The organism is Streptomyces sp. NPDC024698 (genome assembly GCF_055559015.1).
Genome location: NZ_JBVHLK010000005.1, coordinates 412501 through 430054, shown reverse-complemented (window position 1 = coordinate 430054; position 17554 = coordinate 412501). Strand labels below are relative to the sequence as shown.

The window sequence follows — 17554 nt, the reverse complement described above, 5'->3', positions numbered from 1 at the left end:
CCGTGTGATGCAGGCTCGGTGCGGGGGCGGCGGGTCCACCCGTGGGTGGAGGGACGAGCGTGTGCGGGATCCACCCACGATCCACCCGGGCTCCGATCTGCCGAGCGCGCGATTTCCGTAGCGTCGAAGAGGTCGGCAGCGCTCGCTGCGGACATCCCCTTCTCGCTCACGGAGGCCGTCCATGTCCGGGCTCATGAATGCCGTGGTGATCTTCGCCGTCGCCGCTGTGGTCATCGCACGCCAGTTCGGCGCGCGCCGAATCGGCTCGGACCGTCGCTGGTGGATCGTGCCCGCCGTTCTCGCCGTCGTCGCGCTGCGTGAGCCCGGCGTGATCGACCCGCACCACCAGGTCGAGTCGTCCTTCCTGCTGGGCACGGAACTGGTGACGGCTCTGGCCATCGGAGCCGGGTGGGCCTGGACGACGCGGATATGGACGGAGCCGGACGGCTCCGTGTGGAGCAGGAGCACCAAGGCCAGCGGGGCCGTATGGGCCGTCGGCATCTGTCTGCGCCTGGGTCTGTTCGGCATCGGCGCCCAGCTCGGGGTGCACCAGAACTCCTCTGCCCTGATGCTCGGCCTGGCGGCCACCCTGCTGGTCCGTTCCGGGCTGCTGACCTGGCGGGCTCAGTCCCTGGAGCCGAGGCCGACCGGACAGGCCCCGGCGTACGGTGACGGTGTGCGCCAGGTCCTGCGGAAGGAGCGCCTGTGACGGACAACGTCTGGACGCGCTGGCCTTCTCGTGAGGCACTCTCCCGAGTGGGCGTGCACAAGGCCCGCCGGGTGCTCGCTCAGGTCACGCGCACCATCGTCCTCGTCATGCTCGTGGCCACGACACTCACGAACTCCGAGCTCGGTGGCTGGGCACTCGCCGGCGGCGTCATGGGAATCGCGGTGTGCGGTTTCCTCGCCTGGGGGTTCTGGCGGACCACGCTGGAGCATCGTCTGCTGCCGTCCCTGGCGCTGCTCGCTCTGCTGCTGGCGGTCGCATCCGCCGGGTACGGCGCGGGTTTCCGGATCCCGGCACTCGTCCTGCTGTGCGGCTGTGGAGTCGCCGCCATCGAACGGCTGCCTCTCGCGGCCGCCCTCCCGGCCACGGCGGTGGCGTTGACCGCGTACGCGGCACTCGACAACGACGTCTGGCTGACCTCCGCGGCCACCACCGCGGGGCTGGCGCTCGCGGGTTACGTGCTCCGTCTCGACGCGGAAGCGCGGGCGAGTGCGCAGCGGCTGCTGGCCCAGGAACGCGCGGCCCGCGCCGCCGAGGCGCAGTCGGCGGCCCTCGCGGAGCGGGCGCGCATAGCCCGGGAGATCCACGACGTCCTGGCCCACAGTCTCTCGGCGCAGCTCGTGCATCTGGAAGCGGCACGATTGATGATCGAAAGAGGAGCGGACCGGGAGACCATCCTCGAACGGGTCGTGGCGGCAAGAGGAATGGCCCGCGAGGGGCTCTCCGAGACCCGGCAGGCACTCTCCGCGCTCCGGGGCGAGATGTCTCCGCTGGAGGACTTCCTCGGCGAACTCGTCGCCACCGCAGGGTGCGCCGGTGTCAACGTGACCGGTGAGCGCCAGCCACTGCCGGCGGAGGCCTCCCAGGCGGTACGCCGAGTCGCGCAGGAGGCGCTCACGAACGTACGCAAGCATGCTCCGGGCGCCAAGATCGACATAAGACTGGACTACGGCGAGCACGAAGTGACCCTGGACGTACGGGATTCGGGTGGAAAACCGGGCGAACTCAGCGGTTCGGGTGCCGGTTACGGTCTGCTGGGCATGCGGGAGCGCGCCGAACTGCTGGGCGGCTCGCTGAATGCCGGACCGGGCGAGGAGGGGTTCGTGGTGACGCTGAAGGTGCCGGTATGACCGAGCGGGTGGAAGGCAGGAGACCGGCGCGGGTCGTGGTCGCGGACGATCAGACGGTCGTGCGCGAAGGCATCGTGATGCTGCTGGGACTGCTCCCGGGGATCGAGGTCGTCGGAGCGGCCGGTGACGGCGCCGAAGCCGTGGAACTCGTGGCCGAACTCGCCCCGGACGTCGTGCTGATGGATCTGCGCATGCCCCGCTGCGACGGGGTCGAGGCGACCCGGCGCATCCGTACCGAACATCCCGGGACCCAGGTCGTCGTGCTCACGACGTTCGTGGACGACGAGTCGCTGTTCCCGGCACTTCGTGCCGGGGCCCGGGGCTATCTGACCAAGGACGCGGGGGGTGAGGAGATCGTGCGGGCCGTGGAGAGCGTGCTCTCCGGGGACGCCGGGCTCTCGCCGAGCATCCAGCGGCGGCTGCTGGAGCGGCTGTCGTACCCGGAACCGGAGCCGGCCCCACCCCCGGAGGCCCCGGACGGACTCACCTCGCGCGAGACGGAGGTGCTCCTGCTGATCGCCGAGGGACTCAGCAACCACGAGATCGCCCGCAAGCTGCATGTGTCCACGGCCACGGTGAAGACCCACATCAACAATCTCTTCGCCAAGGCGGGTCTCAAGGACCGCGCACAAGCGGTCCGTTATGCCTATGGGAAAGGTCTCGTGCGGCCGCCCGTGAGATGAGGTCACCTAATGGGGTGAAGGGTACGGAGAGAGGAGTCAGGAAGCCCTCCGATCTGCACATCCTTGGGTACGCGGCGGAAACGGGTCGCGGACAAGGAGAGTTCGGTGGAGAAGCACGACGGCGGCGACACGGGGGAGGTCCGGTTCGACGACCCCTGGTACGACGCACTCGCTTCCGGCTGGGGCGAGTTGGACGGCACGGGCGCGTTCGCTCCCGCCGTGCCGGCCGCCCGCTCGGAGCACGAGGAACGACCCGGCGGAGCCGCCCACGTCTATCTGGAGGTGCAGCGCAGCGCCGCCTTCCAGGAAGTGCGCGGCCGGTACCGCAGGTTCGTGATTCCGGCCGTCGCCGTCTTCTTCCCCTGGTACGTGGGCTATGTGGTGACAGCGACCACCGCGCCGGGGTTCATGGCGCGACCCGTCGTCGGTGCGGTGAACGTGGCCCTGCTCGCGGGACTCGGACAGTTCCTCACGACATTCCTGCTCGCGTGGGCCTACGCACGGCACGCGCGGCTGCGCCGGGACCGGGCGGCGCTCGAACTGCGCTGGGACACCCAGGAGATGACGCGAAACGCCCGGGGTGGTGCGCGGTGAGCGGTCACCATCAGACCCTGGCCCTACTGCTGTTCAGCGCGTTCGTCGCGGTGACGCTGGCGATCACGACGTGGGTGAGTCGCAACCGGCATGGCTCGGCCGAGGAGTTCTACGCGGGCGGGAGGCTGTTCTCGCCGATGGAGAATGGTTTCGCGCTCTCCGGGGACTACATGTCGGCCGCCTCCTTCCTCGGAGTCACGGGACTCATCGCCCTGTACGGCTACGACGGTCTGCTGTACGCCGTGGGATTCCTGGTGGCCTGGCTGGTCGTTCTCTTCCTCGTCGCCGAGCTGGTGCGCAACTGCGGCCGGTTCACGCTCGCCGACGTCGTCGCGGCCCGGATGGTGGAAAGGCCGGTGCGGATCGCGGCCGGCACCTCATCGGTGGTGGTGTCCGTCCTGTATCTCGTGGCGCAGATGGTGGGTGCGGGCAGCCTGGTCTCCCTGCTGCTCGGAGGCACGAGCGGCGCGGCGCGCAACTGGACCGTGATCGGTGTCGGCGCGCTCATGGTGATCTATGTGTCGATGGGAGGGATGAGGGCGACCACCTGGATCCAGATCGTCAAGGCCGTTCTACTGATCGGCGGGGCCATCGCTCTCACCGTGCTCGTCCTGCTGCGGTTCCACGGGAACATCGACGAGCTGTTGCGTACGGCCGCGCGGCGCAGCGGGCACGGCATGGCCTTCCTCGCACCCGGACTGAAGTACGGCGGCGACTGGACGGCACGCTTCGACTTCATGAGCCTCGGGCTCGCGCTCGTCCTCGGTACCGCCGGGTTGCCGCACATTCTGTCGCGCTTCTACACCGTGCCGACCGCGCGAGCCGCCCGGCGCTCGGTCCTGTGGTCGATCGGGCTCATCGGCGGCTTCTATCTGATGACGATCGTGCTGGGCTTCGGCGCGGCCGCCGTCGTCGGTCCCGAGGCGGTGCGGGGATCGAACGCCGCGGGCAACACCGCAGTTCCGCTGCTGGCCCTGGACCTGGGCGGCGGGGCTGATTCCACCGGCGGAACGGTCCTGTTCGCCATCGTTGCCGCCATCGCCTTCGCCACCATTCTCGCGGTCGTCGCCGGTGTGACCCTCGCGTCCTCGGCGGCCGTGGCCCACGACCTGTACGCCTCCTTGCGTCGCCGCCGGGCCAAGCAACGAGGTGAGGTCACGGTGGCGCGTGGCGCGTCGGTCGGTATCGGGGTGATCGCCATCGCCCTGAGCCTTCTCGCCCGGGACCTCAACGTGGCCTTCCTGGTCGGGCTCGCCTTCGCCGTGGCCGCGTCCGCGAATCTGCCGGTGCTGCTGTTCTCCTTGTTCTGGCGGTCCTTCACGACGCGCGGCGCGGTGTGGGCCGTGTACGGCGGCCTGGTGCCCGCGCTGCTGCTCGTGCTGCTCTCGCCGGTGGTGTCGGGCAGTCCCGAATCGCTCTTCCCGGGCGTGGACTTCCAGTACTTCCCGCTTCAGAACCCCGGCTTGGTGTCGATCCCCCTGGGCTTCGTCGCCGGCTGGCTCGGGACCGTCACCTCGACGGAGCCGCCCGACGAGGCCAAGCACGCAGAGCTCGAGGTCCGCGCGCTCACCGGTGCCGGGGCTGTCTGAGGGGCACGAGGCCTCGTACACGACCGCCCTGAGACGGCATGACCCGGACGGCAGCCTGCTGCGGCCGGGGAACGCCGGCTCAGGGTGCCACCCACGCGTAGCGGTGTTCCGGGCGCCCCGTGTCGCCGTATTTGAGAGAGAGGCGCAGGCGCCCCGCTTGTTCCAGGTGCCGTAGGTAGCGCTGGGCGGTGGACCGGCTCAGGCCGGTCTCGGATGCCACCTCGTGGGCGGACAACGGCCGGCCCGCCTGGTGCAGCACATCGCAGATCAGGTCCGTGGTCGGCTCCGAATGGCCACTGGGCAGCCCGAGGGAGGACGGCGCGGGCGCGGTGCGCAGAGCCCCGAAGATCCGGTCCACCTGCTCCTGGCCCGTCACCCCGTGTCCGCCCACGCGGTCGACGGTGCGGCGCAGGGCGGCGTACGAATCGAGGCGTGTGCGCAGGGCGGTGAAGGTGAACGGTTTGATCAGGTAGTGCAGGGCGCCCAGGCGCATCGCCGCCCGAACGGTGGCCACATCGCCGGCCGCCGTGATCATGATGACGTCGGTGCCGTGACCGTTCTCCCGCATCCGGTGGACGAGTTCGAGGCCCGTGCGGTCCGGCAGATAGTGGTCGAGCAGCACCAGGTCGACGGGAGCACGCTCGATCGCGGCCAGAGCCTGGGCGGCGCTGTGCGCGCGAGCGGTCACCTGGAATCCGGGAACCTTGCTCACGTACCTCGCGTTGATCTCGGCGACGCGGAAGTCGTCGTCCACGACCAGGACGTCAATCATCGGGCCTCTTTCTCTCAAGGCCTGGGCGTTTGTTGCGCCCGTGTTTCGGCTCCGCTGTTGTAGCGCGAGCAAAATGAGCACAACAGACCCTTGCGAGCAGAAGAACGCGTTGCGCCGAGAAGACTGATGCTGTGGCCCGCACCACATCTACGGTCCCGGGCCATGAGCACAGACACCAGTCCCGCCATCGAGCTGCGCGGCGCGAGCAAGATCTTCAAGACCCCGTCAGGGGGTTTGCACACGGCCGTCAGGGACCTCGACCTGACGGTCGGCCGGGGCGAGTTCGTAGCCGTCGTCGGACCGACCGGCTGCGGGAAGTCCACCACGCTGACCCTGGTCAGCGGTCTTGAGGAGCCCACCGAGGGCGAGGTCCTGGTCGCCGGGGAGCCGGTCGCCGGCGTCGGGGGCAAGGTCGGCTTCGTCTTCCAGCAGGACGCCACCTTCCCGTGGCGCACGGTTCTCTCCAACGTGATGGCCGGACCCCGGTTCCGTGGAGTGCCCAAGGCGGAGGCCAAGGAACAGGCCAGGGAATGGCTCGCCCGGGTCGGGCTCGCGGCCTTCGAGGACCGCTATCCGCACCAGCTCTCCGGTGGTCAGCGCAAGCGCGTCGCCCTCGCGGCCACCTTCGTCAACGACCCCGAGATCCTGCTGATGGACGAGCCCTTCTCTGCGCTCGACGTCCAGACGAGGGCGCTCATGTCCGACGAACTGCTCGAACTGTGGGAAGGCACGGGCGCCTCGGTCGTCTTCGTCACCCACGACCTGGAGGAGTCCATCGCGCTCGCCGACAGGGTCGTCGTGATGACCGCGGGCCCCGCCACCGTGAAGGAGATCTTCGACATCGATCTGCCCCGGCCGCGCAAGGTCGAATCGGTGCGCCTGGAGCCGCGGTTCATCGAGATCTACCGCGAGATCTGGGAGTCGCTCGGCGAAGAGGTCCGCATCACCCGCGAAAGGGGTGCCGCTCATGTCGCCTGAGGTTCTCAGCGCTCCGGTCGTCGACACGGCCAAGACCCCGGGCCGCGAACACTCCCGCGCCCGTGCCGCCCGCAAGCGCAAGATCGTGGTCGGCGCCGCCCGGGTGCTGCTCCTGGTCGTCGTGCTCGGCCTGTGGGAGGTGCTCTCGCGGGCCGAGATCATCGACCCGTTCAACTTCTCGATGCCCTCGAAGATCTGGGAACAGATCCAGACCTGGGTGATGCACGGGACCGCGCTCGGTCCCCTCGGCGAGCAGATCTGGTACACGCTGCACGAGGCCCTGCTCGGCTGGGGCATCGGTGTGGTCAGCGGTGTGCTCTTCGGCATCGCCCTGGGGCGGATCACCTTGCTCGCGGACATTCTTGGTCCCTACATCAAGGTGCTCAACTCCATACCGAGGATCGTTCTCGCGCCCATCTTCGTGATCTGGTTCGGGCTCGGACCCGCCTCCAAGGTCGCCTCGGCCGTGGTGCTCGTGTTCTTCCCGGTGTTCTTCAACGCCTTTCAAGGTGCCCGGGAGGTCGACCGGAACCTGGTGGCCAACGCCCGGATCCTCGGCGCGAGCGACCGCAGGGTGACGCTCCAGGTCGTCATCCCCTCCGCCACCTCGTGGATCTTCACCAGCCTCCATGTCAGCTTCGGCTTCGCGCTCATCGGCGCGATCGTCGGTGAGTACATCGGCGCGACCAAAGGCATCGGCCTGCTCGTCGCTCAGTCCCAGGGCACCTTCAACGCGGCCGGGGTGTACGCGGCGATGGTTATCCTCGCCGTCGTCGCACTGCTCGCCGAGGGGCTGCTGACCTTCGGCGAACGCCGCATCTTCCGCTGGAAGCCGTCGGAATCCGACCGCTGACCCGGCCACTCCGCTCGCTCTCCGCCTCACGCACGCACGAGCCCACCCGTACGCACGAACCCGCCGGTACGGGCGATCCCCTCTGCACGCGCGATCCCGCCGTACGCACGCACAGTTTCCCCACCACTCACAAGGACGTGAACCATCATGCGCAAGACCGCCAGATACACCGCGCTGGCAGCCGCCGGTCTGCTCGCTCTCACCTCGCTCACCGCCTGCGCCAACGACGCGGCGAGCACGTCGGCCGGCTCCGGCAGCGGTGGGGGTGGCGGCAAGGGGGAGCACGTCAAGATCATGGTCGGGGGACTGGACAAGGTCATCTACATGCCGGCGATGCTCACCCAGCGGCTCGGCTACTTCGCGGACGCGGGCCTGAACGTCGAGCTCCTCAGCGAGCCGGCCGGTGTCCAGGCCGAGACCGCCCTCGTCTCGGGACAGGTGCAGGGAGCCGTCGGCTTCTACGACCACACGCTCGACCTTCAGACCAAGGGCAAGTCCGTCGAATCGGTCGTGCAGTTCTCCCACGCACCCGGCGAGGTCGAGATCGTCTCCGCCAAGCGTTCGGGCGACATCACGTCACCCAAGGACTTCAAGGGCAAGAAGCTCGGCATCACCGGACTGGGCTCCTCGACCGACTTCCTCACGAAGTACCTCGCCGTCAAGAACGGCGTGCAGGTCAGCGAGTTCACGCCGGTCGCCGTCGGCGCCGGACCGACGTTCGTCTCCGCCCTCCAGCAGGGCGCCATCGACGGCGGCATGACGACGGACCCGACCGTCGCCACGGTCATGGAGAAGAACCTCGGCAAGGTACTCATCGACATGCGCACGCCCGAGGGTTCGCAGAAGGCGCTCGGCGGTCCGTACCCCTCGTCAAGCCTGTACATGCAGACGGACTGGGTCAACAGTCACAAGGAGACGGTCCAGAAGCTGGCCGACGCCTTCGTGAAGACCCTGCGGTGGATGTCCGAGCACAGCGCCTCAGAGATCGCCGCCAAGATGCCCGCCGACTACTCCCAGGGCAACCAGACGCTCTACGCCGCGGCGATCAAGAGCACGCTGCCGATGTTCACCGACGACGGGGTGATGCCCGAGAACGGGCCCGAGACCGTCGAGAAGGTCCTCAAGGCGTTCAACCCGAACATCAAGAACGCCCATGTGGACCTGAGCAAGACGTACACCACGGAGTTCGTGAAGAAGGCCACCGGCTGACCGGACGGGGCTGAGAACACGCCCAGCCCGCCGTCTCCTCCGCGCCGGACGTGTCTCAGTCGCGGGTCGCCCAGGCATAGCGATGCTCCGGGCGGCCCGCGTCGCCGTAGCGCAGGGTCAGACGGGCCTTCCCCGTACGCTCCAGGAGCTTCAGATAGCGCTGTGCGGTCTGCCGGCTCAGTCCGGTCTCCTCCGCGACCTCCTGGGCCGACAGCGAGCTCTCCGCGTTCAGCAGGGCCCGCCGTACGAGCGCGGCGGTCGCAGGGGAGTGTCCCGTCGGCAGGTCGGGCACCGCGCCCGATGCGAGCGTCCCGAAGATCAGGTCGACATCGGCCTGCTCGGCCGTACCGCCGCGGTCGAGGGTGCGCCGCAGGTCCGCGTACGACTCCAGTTTGGCCCGCAGCCCGGCGAACGAGAACGGCTTGACCAGGTACTGGAGTACGCCCTGGCGCAGCGCCGTCCGGACGGTCGTCAGGTCACGGGCCGCGGTCACCATGATCACATCGATCTGAAGGCCCCGCCTGCGCATCTCCTGGACGACCGCGAGACCCGTCTCGTCCGGCAGGTGGTGGTCGAGGAGGACCAGGTCCGGCGGCGGCACCGTCTCCATCCGGCGCAGTGCCTCGGCCGCGCTGTGAGCCTGGCCCGTGACACGGAAGCCCGGAACCCTCTCCACGTAGGCGGCGTTGACGCGGGCGACCCGCGTGTCGTCGTCCACGACCAGGACGTCGATCACGACGACTCCCCGAAGACACTTCCGGTGTTTCCGATGTTCCTGACGTTCTCGTTGTTCCAGAGGTTCCCGGTGTCCCCGGCAGCCTCCTGCGGTGCGAGTGACGGGTCCGTCAGCGCCTCCGGCAGCACGACCGTGAACTGCGCGCCGCCGCCGTCCGCGTCGCACACCTCCGCGCTGCCGCCCTGCCGTTCGGCGAGGCGCCGCACCAGGGAGAGGCCGATGCCGCGCTTGCCGTGTGCCGGCGGCTGCTTGGTGCTCCAGCCGTCCGTGAAGATCAACTCCCGTCGCTCCTCCGGGATTCCGGGCCCGGTGTCCCGTACCCGCAGCACGACGGTTCGCCCCTCGGTCCGCAGCTCGACCTCCACGCGCGCGTGCGGTGTTCCGGCCACGGCGTCGAGCGCGTTGTCGACGAGGTTGCCGACGACGGTGACCAGCCCGCGCGGGTCGACCAGCCGGTCCGGCAGCAGTGTCCGGTCCGCGACCCACAACGCCACGCCACGCTCGGTCGCCACGGTCGCCTTGCCGACCAGGAGCGCGGCGAGCAGCGGATCGTGGATCTTCTCGGTGACCTGTTCCGCGGTGACCCTGTGGTCTCCGACCACCTCTCCGACGAACTCCACGGCGTCGTCGTACATCTCCAGTTCGAGCAGCCCCAGGAGCGTGTGCATCCGGTTGGCGTGCTCGTGGTCCTGCGCTCGCAGGGCGTCGATCAGCCCGTGCGTGGAGTCGAGTTCGCGGCCCAGCTGCTCCAGCTCGGTCCGGTCGCGCAAGGTGGCGACGGCGCCGCCGTCCTCGGTGGGCCTCCGGTTGGCGACCAGCACACGCTGCCCCCGGACGGTCAGCAGGTCCGTGCCGGTGACTCTCCCCGCGAGCACATCCGTCGTACGGCCCGGACCAAGCGCCGTGTCGAGCGGCTGCCCGACGGCCTCGGCACCGACCCCGAGCAGCCGCTGCGCCTCGTCGTTCAGAAGCCGTACGCGACCGCCGCGATCCAGGGCGACCACGCCCTCCCGGATACCGTGCAGCATCGCCTCCCGTTCCTCCAGCAGCGCCGAGATGTCGGAGAAGGCCAGGTCACGGGTCTGCCGCTGGACCCTGCGCGAGATCACATACGCGGCCAGGGCACCGACGGCCATGGCCCCGCCCGCGTACGCGAACAGTCCAGGGATCGCGCCGATCAGACGGGCCCGCACGTTGCCGTACTTGATGCCGACCGACACCGCGCCGACGATCCTGCCGCCGGCGTCACGCAGCGGCACCTTGCCCCGTGCCGAGCGCCCCAGGGTGCCGGTGTCGATCTCCATGACGTCCTGGCCGGACAGAGCCCGCTTCGCGCTCGTGGAGACAGGTCTGCCGATCTCGGCGGGGACTCTGTGCGACCAACGAATGCCCCGCAGGTTCATCACGACGACGTAGTCGGCGCCGCTCGCCTTCCGTATCCGCTCGGCCTCGACCTGCACGGGGCCGGTCCTGGAAGGGGCCGTCCTCTGGAGGTCCAGGGCGATCTGCGGCTGGGCGGCCGTGGTCTGCGCGATCGCCAGGGCACGCCGCATGGCCTGGTCGTCCAGCTGCGCGCTGAGCGGTGCCAGGAACAGGCCGGTGGCGAGCACGGCGACTCCCGCCGCGACGGCGATCTGCATCAGCAGCACCTGGCCGAACACCTGCCGCGGCAGACCGAGGCGCAGGCGTCGAGCGGGGGGAGTAGGGCTCATGCCCCGACGGTACGGGGGCGTGTGCGGGCCTCCGAAGGCGGTGTGGCATGGATCTCTTGATCACGGGACGCGTTCCCGCGCCGGACTCGGGATCCGGGCCCTCAGCAGGCGACGGCGACGGCCGTCTCCTCAAGCTGCCTCACGGCCACCACGTCCATCCGCGCGGGTGAACCGAGTGCCGAACCGCAGCTCTCCGGGCGCGGCGGCAGCGAGGCGCCCTGGGCGACCACGACCCGCCACAGGCGGCCGTCGGTGTGGGCGACGGTCACCTCCCAGCGCGGTGCGGCGCCGTCCGTTCGGATCACTGTCAGGACACCGGCGGCGTGCTCGCCCGAAGCCGTCCGTACAGCCAGTTCCGCCGCCTGGCCCGGTCGTTCCCAGGCGGAGTTCCCACGGCATCCCTCGGTGACGACCCGGCCCTCCCGTACCCCCTGGAGGACCTCCTTGACGGCATGGGCCTCGGTCCTTCCGTACGCGTACCCGTACGGAAGGACCAGCACGGTGGGTGAGAAGCGATGACCGCCCAGATGAGTGACCTCCCAGGTGCCGTCGACGCCGGAGGCGGCCAGTTCCGCGGCCAGGGGGCGTCCGAGCAGGGCGCAGCAGCGGTCACGCTTGCCGTTGGTGCAGACGAGGGCCAGCGGATCGCCGGCATGGGGCTGTCCCCGGAGAACCTCGTCGAAGGAGCGAGGATCACCCGCGCCGAGCGCGGCGAGTTCGAGGCCGAGCAGTTGCCCGGGATCCCGGGTCATGGCGCTGCGTAGCCATACGTTTCCCGGGGTGGTGTGGGCCGCGTACACATGCCGCTCGGCGAGCGCACCACAGTCGGCGTGCCGTCCAGGACGCCGGATGAGGGCGATCCGCACTCCCGTGCCCTGGGCGGCCGCCTCGAGGGCACGGCCGAGCGCGGGGTCCAGGTGGCTCGAAGTGAGCGCCTTGGCACCCCAGGGTCCGGGCTGCTCGATGAGCAGCCATGTCCTCGCGGTGGCCGCGGTTCCCGAGATGGGCTCGTCGAGCTGCCGCGACGCGGTTGTGCACGTAGTCACAGAGGTGAGCCTAACCTGACTTCACCCGGGGCGACTTCCCGCCGTCGTCACGGGGGCGCGCCAGGGGTGGTCCCGGCGCTTGGCGGGGTGTGCGGAAGCGCAGGTGGAGCGGCAGTGCCCGGATGGGGCGCGCAGATCCTTTCCCTCGCGCCCGGCGTGCACCGGCTAACGGGGGAGCGGCTGCGGGGGCCGTTCGCCCACGTAGTGCCCGCTCGGCCGCATGCGCAACGGGCGTTCCGCGTACTCCTCCAGGGTGTGGGCGATCCAGCCCGCCGTCCGGGCGACGGCGAAGACCGTCTCTCCTGCGGAGGCCGGCATGCCGGACGAGACCGTGAGGACGGCCAGCGCGAGATCGACGTTGGCGTGCAGCGGGGTGTGCCGGGCCGTGGTGGTCACCACGTCTCGGGCCGCCGCCAGCGCGGGTGCCGCGCCGGGCACCTCCTCCAGGAGGGCGAAGAGGGCACGCGCGCGGGGATCCTCGCCCGGGTAGAGCCGATGTCCGAGTCCGGGGACGCGGCGCCCTGCGCGCAGTTCGTCGGCGACGACGGGAGCGGCCGTGCCCTGGTCGAGCACGTCCAGCAGCAGTCGGTGCGCGAGTCCGCTGGCGGCCCCGTGCAGGGGTCCTTCGAGGACGCCGAGGCCCGCGGACACGGCCGCGTACGCGTGGGCGCGGGCCGACGCCGCGACCCGGACCGCCAGCGTCGAGGCGGCCAGGTCGTGGTCGACGAGCAGACCAAGCGCTGTGTCCAGCACGCGCAGTGACGCCTCGTCAGGTGCGCGTCCGCTCAGGCGCGCCCACAGCCGGTGGGCCAGCGGGCCTTCGTCGCGGTGATCGTGTCGCAGGGCCGGCAGTGCGGCGACGAGGGTGGGAATGAGGGTGCGTCCGGTGCCCAGCACGGCGTCCTCGGAGAGGTCGAAGCGCAGCGGGTCGGCAGCCGCCGCGGCGATCGTCGCCACGCGCAGCCGGTCGGTCGGGCCGCTGTGCTCGGGCAGTGCGTCGACGCTGCGCCGGGCGGCGGCCACGGACGCCTCCGGGGCCGTGAAGGTGATGCCGGGGCGAAGTTCGCCGGTCCACAGCCATTCGGTGATCTCCTCGTAGGAGTACCGGGAGGCCAGTTCCGTCGCGTCGACACCCCGGAAGTAGTACCGGTCCTTGTCGATCAAGGTGATGCGGGTGCGGACGGAGAGTTCACCGCTGCCCCCCGAACTGCCGCCGCCTTCACGTCTGTTGCGTCGCGCGAGAGCCTCGACCTCCTTGGTGTCGAACGTGCTCCCGCGTCCTCCCGGCTCGCGTCGGCTGCTCAGCTGACCTCGGCTCACATACGCGTACACGGTCTCCGGCTTCACACCCAGCAGTTCGGCGGTCTCCTTGGTGCTGAGCCGTCGACCCTCGTGTGCCGGCGTGGCCGCTTCTCGATCCCTCATGAACGCCACCGTATCTGTGGATCGGCATATTGATTGGATCAATGTTGACAGTCGCGAAGTCAATCATGGACAGTCGAATCAATTCCAGGGAGGAAACATGCCGATCAACCAAGCCGCGTCCACCTCCGTCGACGCGCGGGCCGAGGTACCGCGAGGTCTCGCCGGCGTCGTCGTCACCGACACCGAACTGGGTGACGTCAGGGGACTGGAGGGCTTCTACCACTACCGCCAGTACTCGGCCGTCGACCTTGCGCTGACCTGCGGTTTCGAGGACGTCTGGCATCTGCTGGCGCACGGCGAGCTGCCCGACGCGGAACGCCGCGCCGCCTTCACCGCGCACACCGCGCGGCTGCGCCGGCTGCCGGACGACGTGCGTGCGGCGCTGCCCGCGATCGCGACGGCGACCGGGCCCTCGGGACCCCTCGCCGGGCTGCGCACCGGGTTGTCGCTGCTCGGAGCGTCGCTGGGGTTCCGTCCGGTGTACGACATCGACGCCGGCCGTCGCCGCGACGACGGTCTCGCGGCGACGGCGGCCGTGCCGACCCTCCTCACCGCGCTGTACCGGATCGGGCAGGGGCTGGACCCGGTGGAGCCGCGCGACGACCTGGGGTACGCCGCCAACTACCTGTACATGTTGACGGGTTCGGAGCCGGACGCCGCCCGCGCGCGTGCAGTCGAGCAGTACCTCATCTCAACCATTGACCACGGATTCAATGCGTCAACGTTCACGGCGCGGGTGATCGCTTCCACCGGTGCGGATGTGGCGGCGTGCCTCGTGGGCGCGGTCGGGGCTCTCTCCGGTCCGCTCCACGGCGGTGCGCCCAGTCGCGCCCTGGACACCCTCGACGCGATCGGGACCCCTGACCGTATCGACGGCTGGATCCGCGAACGCGTGCTCGCCGGCGAGCGCATCATGGGGTTCGGGCACCCCGTCTACCGCACGGAGGACCCGCGCTCGCGGATGCTCCGCGGGATGGCTCAGGGGTTCGGCGGCCCGCTCGTCGAGTTCGCGGTCGAAGTGGAACGGCAGGTGGAGGCGATCCTGGCCGAACTCAAACCGGGCCGTGAGCTGCACACCAACGTGGAGTTCTACGCCGGTGTGGTCATGGAACTCTGCGGACTGCCCCGCGAGATGTTCACGCCCACCTTCGCCGCCGCCCGCGTCGTGGGCTGGAGCGCGAACATCATGGAACAGGCGGAGGACTCGAAGATAATCCGCCCGGCGGCCCGCTATGTGGGTCCGGTTCCCCCGGTGGCGGTGCCGTCGGTCGCCTGATGTCGGCGAGCGGTCGGCGGAATCCGGGACCTGGCTGCCGTCGTACGGGCGATCGGGCTTGCGGACCACATGCGAGGTGCCCGGCACCGTGGTGATGCCGGGCTCCGGGTTCTGGCCGACAGGATTCCGCCCAGGCGAGTCGAAGAGGCGGAAAGTAAAGGGGCTATGGAGGGGAAGTCGTGCGTTCGCTGTCGTGCCGCCAGGCTCTCGTCGGTCTATCGATGACCATGTTCCCGGGGGTCAGAGGTCCGGGATGTCCTTCTTGGCACGCAGCAGGGTGTCGCGCGTGATCACGACGATCCGTTCGTAGTCGGCCCGTGAAGCGTCGGGCGGGAGCTCGGGGTCGAGTTCCAGGGTGGCCTCGCGCCCAATGACGGCGAAGTTGCCGTCGCTGAGCTCGAAGATGTCAGGGCATGACTGGCCAGAAGCGCTGCCGCGCTCGCGTGGAGTAGCCCCGACACGTCGCACGATCTTCACGAAGTTGTACCAATCTCATGGCTCGGATAACAGGGAAAGCCGTCACTCCGAGCGGTCCCTTGGAGTGACGGCATCCAAGGGAGATTGCCCTCGGAGTAAGAAGATCTCCGAGCGCAGGGGTGTTGGGCCGGAGGCGCTCGCAGGAGCACGCGCCCATTAAACCTTTTCGCGTTGCCTCTGGTACGCAAAGCGCAACAAGCAGCCGAGTGAATCTGGAGAGCTTTGCTTGACCAGGGGTGCTATGTGGGTGCTAGGTGGCGGAGGCGCATCAAGGTTCGGGAGGGGCGTGCGAGGCGCGACCCCCGCGTATCGTCAGGCTCGGCTCCCGTGTTCCACGCTACCGGTCGATGTCCAGGAGCGTCAGGACTATCCCTCATCCGGCTCCCCGACGACCCACCATTCGTCGGCGTCCGCATCCGCCTGATCCTGGATCAGTGTGTCCATCATCCGGCCCAGTTGAGCCTCGTCGGAGGAGTCGGGCAGGCTCTTGCGGTGATGCTCGGTCGCCGCCCAGTACTCCCTGAAGATCGGGTTCTGGCAGATGATGCGGAAGTGGCCGTGGAGCTCCGCGCGCGTGAGCGCCCCGATCCGGTGGAAGTACAGCGCGTTGATGTAGAGGGCGTTCGCGAAGAGGTACTGGCGCTGCTTCTCGGGTCCGATCTCGGTTTCGTAGGTGTTCAGGACCGCCGCGAGGGCGGGATCGTCCATGGCTTTGCACATGAGGTCGAAATGGAGTCGGTGCTGCTCGGTGAGCACGGCACGTCGGCGCTGCCGTGTGCTTCGCTCCGTCACGGCGTTCGCCGCGGAACCGAGGCTCGACCACGCGGCCGAGCCGAGCCTCCGTATCGCGGAAATCTGTGTGGCCATGTCAACCCCCGAATCAGGCGACCGTCCGCCGGTCGTCGGTTGTGGGGCGACAGGGAGCGGACCGGCGAGCGGTGGGCGGCGCGCTTGCCGTCTCCCAGTGTTGCCGAGCGGCTCTGATCGGCAGGGAGGCGGAGAGGAGGCGCACGGAGGGATGTGCGGGTCGCATCCACCGGCGCCATGTCCAACGTGTGCCCCGCGAGCGCCGCTAACAATCGTTCACTTCGGGGCGATTCCCCCCACTCGTATGCTGGGTCGGCATTCATTCCCCGCGTGAGCGCCGGTCCCGTGAGCCGGTGCGCGCACAGGTTCAGAGAGGGCGCATGGTGAGTCGGTCGAGTACCCGGCAGATCCCGGTCATCGTTCTCGCCGGCTTTCTCGGCTCCGGCAAGACCACACTGCTCAACCATCTCCTGCACCGCAGCGGAGGCAGCCGCATCGGAGCCGTCGTGAACGACTTCGGGGCGATCGAGATCGACGCGATGGCGGTGGCCGGAGCGCTCGGCGACTCCACCGTCTCGCTCGGCAACGGGTGTCTGTGCTGTGCGGTCGATGTCACCGAACTTGATCAATACCTTGATCGGCTCGCTCAACCCTCCGCCCGGATCGACGTCATCGTCATCGAGGCGAGCGGGCTCGCGGAGCCCCAGGAACTCGTGCGCATGGTGCTCGCCAGTGAGCATCCGGGGATCGTGTACGGAGGGCTCGTCGAGGTCGTCGACGCCGCCGAGTTCGCCGGCACACGTGAGAAGCATCCCGAGATCGACCGGCACCTCGCCCTCGCCGATCTCGTCGTCGTCAACAAGGTCGACCGGGCCGACGACCAGGGCCGGGTGCTCCATGTCGTGCGGGAGCTCGCCGACCGGGCCGCGGTCGTCCCCGCCACCTACGGCCGGATCGATCCGGAGCTCCTCTTCGACTGCCGGCCCAGTGAGGAACGTATCGGGCAGCTGTCCTTCGACGATCTCCACCGGCACGAGGACGAGCCCGACGGCGAGGGGGACCACGAGGCCGACGGAGGGGCCAGCAACGGGGCTGGCGATCCGGTGGAGGCCGGTCGTACGGACGGCGGCCGTACGGACGGGAGCCGTGAGCGAGACGGCCACCCCGGCCATCTGCACTCCGCCTACGATTCCCTCTCCTTCAGCTCTGAAGTGCCGCTTGGGCCACGGCAGTTGCTGGCCTTCCTCGACAGCCGGCCCGAAGGGCTCTACCGGATCAAGGGCTACGTCGACTTCGGCGTCCAGGACATCCGTAACCGGTACGCCGTGCACGCCGTCGGGCGGTTCCTGCGCTTCTACCCGGAGCCCTGGGCGGACACCGACGAGCGGCTCACCCAGCTCGTCCTCATCGGCTCCGGGATCGACACGACGGCGCTGGCCAAGACGCTGGAGGCATGCAGAGAGGACGCCCCGCATGCCGACGAACACAGCATGTGGGGCGTCCTCCGCTTCGTACAGGAGCCCGGCCCGGAGGCCTGACG

The 17554-nt window shown here is 69.5% G+C and carries 17 protein-coding genes; 10 read left to right on the top strand and 7 right to left on the bottom strand.

Annotated features, from left to right (window positions below):
• Window positions 1-181 precede the first annotated feature (181 nt).
• From ACZ4AA_RS15235 to ACZ4AA_RS15215, 5 genes are all read left to right on the top strand, one after another.
• Entirely contained in the window at window positions 182-709 is a 528-nt protein-coding gene (locus tag ACZ4AA_RS15235) for a DUF1453 domain-containing protein (protein WP_467601216.1), read from the top strand.
• The gene (locus tag ACZ4AA_RS15230; RefSeq protein ID WP_467601214.1) at window positions 706-1857 is read left to right on the top strand and encodes a sensor histidine kinase; all 1152 of its coding nucleotides are present in this window, start codon (window positions 706-708) and stop codon (window positions 1855-1857) included. Before ACZ4AA_RS15235 ends, ACZ4AA_RS15230 begins: the two co-directional genes overlap by 4 nt.
• A complete protein-coding gene (locus ACZ4AA_RS15225; RefSeq protein WP_467601212.1) occupies window positions 1854-2540 on the top strand; it encodes a response regulator transcription factor in 687 nt (228 codons plus the stop codon). The genes ACZ4AA_RS15230 and ACZ4AA_RS15225 overlap by 4 nt, the downstream gene beginning before the upstream one ends.
• A 105-nt stretch (window positions 2541-2645) precedes the next feature.
• Window positions 2646-3134: a DUF485 domain-containing protein gene (locus tag ACZ4AA_RS15220; RefSeq protein WP_467601210.1), complete on the top strand. Its 489-nt coding sequence runs from the start codon at window positions 2646-2648 to the stop codon at window positions 3132-3134.
• Window positions 3131-4723 carry a solute symporter family protein gene (locus ACZ4AA_RS15215; protein WP_467601208.1) on the top strand — a complete coding sequence of 531 codons (1593 nt, stop codon included), beginning with the start codon at window positions 3131-3133 and terminating at the stop codon, window positions 4721-4723. Before ACZ4AA_RS15220 ends, ACZ4AA_RS15215 begins: the two co-directional genes overlap by 4 nt.
• A gap of 79 nt (window positions 4724-4802) precedes the next feature.
• On the opposite strand, the gene ACZ4AA_RS15210 is transcribed toward ACZ4AA_RS15215, so the two are convergent.
• The gene (locus ACZ4AA_RS15210) at window positions 4803-5495 is read right to left on the bottom strand and encodes a response regulator (RefSeq protein ID WP_467601206.1); all 693 of its coding nucleotides are present in this window, start codon (window positions 5493-5495) and stop codon (window positions 4803-4805) included.
• 162 nt (window positions 5496-5657) lie between these two features.
• Here ACZ4AA_RS15210 and ACZ4AA_RS15205 point away from each other — a divergent pair, with 162 nt between their 5' ends.
• The 3 genes from ACZ4AA_RS15205 to ACZ4AA_RS15195 all read left to right on the top strand — a co-directional run bounded on the left by ACZ4AA_RS15205 (window position 5658) and on the right by ACZ4AA_RS15195 (window position 8535).
• On the top strand, window positions 5658-6473 hold the full coding sequence (locus ACZ4AA_RS15205; protein ID WP_467601204.1) for an ABC transporter ATP-binding protein: 816 nt from the start codon (window positions 5658-5660) through the stop codon (window positions 6471-6473).
• On the top strand, window positions 6463-7326 hold the full coding sequence (locus ACZ4AA_RS15200; RefSeq protein ID WP_467601202.1) for an ABC transporter permease: 864 nt from the start codon (window positions 6463-6465) through the stop codon (window positions 7324-7326). The genes ACZ4AA_RS15205 and ACZ4AA_RS15200 overlap by 11 nt, the downstream gene beginning before the upstream one ends.
• A 147-nt stretch (window positions 7327-7473) precedes the next feature.
• Window positions 7474-8535, top strand: a complete 1062-nt coding sequence (locus tag ACZ4AA_RS15195; protein WP_467601200.1) for an ABC transporter substrate-binding protein — start codon at window positions 7474-7476, stop codon at window positions 8533-8535.
• Window positions 8536-8590: 55 nt separating this feature from the next.
• Here ACZ4AA_RS15195 and ACZ4AA_RS15190 read toward each other — a convergent pair whose 3' ends face one another.
• The 4 genes from ACZ4AA_RS15190 to ACZ4AA_RS15175 form a co-directional block, all read right to left on the bottom strand.
• Window positions 8591-9271, bottom strand: a complete 681-nt coding sequence (locus tag ACZ4AA_RS15190) for a response regulator (protein WP_467601198.1) — start codon at window positions 9269-9271, stop codon at window positions 8591-8593.
• On the bottom strand, window positions 9268-10983 hold the full coding sequence (locus ACZ4AA_RS15185; protein ID WP_467601196.1) for a sensor histidine kinase: 1716 nt from the start codon (window positions 10981-10983) through the stop codon (window positions 9268-9270). Before ACZ4AA_RS15185 ends, ACZ4AA_RS15190 begins: the two co-directional genes overlap by 4 nt.
• A 101-nt stretch (window positions 10984-11084) precedes the next feature.
• Window positions 11085-12029 (bottom strand): sucrase ferredoxin, encoded by a 945-nt coding sequence (locus ACZ4AA_RS15180; RefSeq protein WP_467601194.1) that lies wholly within the window; start codon window positions 12027-12029, stop codon window positions 11085-11087.
• A gap of 165 nt (window positions 12030-12194) precedes the next feature.
• Entirely contained in the window at window positions 12195-13454 is a 1260-nt protein-coding gene (locus ACZ4AA_RS15175; RefSeq protein ID WP_467601192.1) for a citrate synthase, read from the bottom strand.
• Between the two features lie 97 nt (window positions 13455-13551).
• On the opposite strand from ACZ4AA_RS15175, the gene ACZ4AA_RS15170 reads away from it, so the two are divergent.
• Window positions 13552-14730, top strand: coding sequence for a citrate synthase/methylcitrate synthase (locus ACZ4AA_RS15170; protein ID WP_467601190.1), 1179 nt, complete (start codon window positions 13552-13554; stop codon window positions 14728-14730).
• Between the two features lie 240 nt (window positions 14731-14970).
• On the opposite strand, the gene ACZ4AA_RS15165 is transcribed toward ACZ4AA_RS15170, so the two are convergent.
• Together ACZ4AA_RS15165 and ACZ4AA_RS15160 are read right to left on the bottom strand one after the other, a co-directional pair.
• The gene (locus ACZ4AA_RS15165; protein WP_386986648.1) at window positions 14971-15207 is read right to left on the bottom strand and encodes a hypothetical protein; all 237 of its coding nucleotides are present in this window, start codon (window positions 15205-15207) and stop codon (window positions 14971-14973) included.
• A gap of 366 nt (window positions 15208-15573) precedes the next feature.
• Entirely contained in the window at window positions 15574-16074 is a 501-nt protein-coding gene (locus tag ACZ4AA_RS15160; protein WP_467601188.1) for a DUF6082 family protein, read from the bottom strand.
• Window positions 16075-16394: 320 nt separating this feature from the next.
• Between ACZ4AA_RS15160 and ACZ4AA_RS15155 the strand changes: the two genes are divergently transcribed.
• Window positions 16395-17552, top strand: coding sequence for a CobW family GTP-binding protein (locus tag ACZ4AA_RS15155; protein WP_467601186.1), 1158 nt, complete (start codon window positions 16395-16397; stop codon window positions 17550-17552).
• Window positions 17553-17554 lie beyond the last annotated feature (2 nt).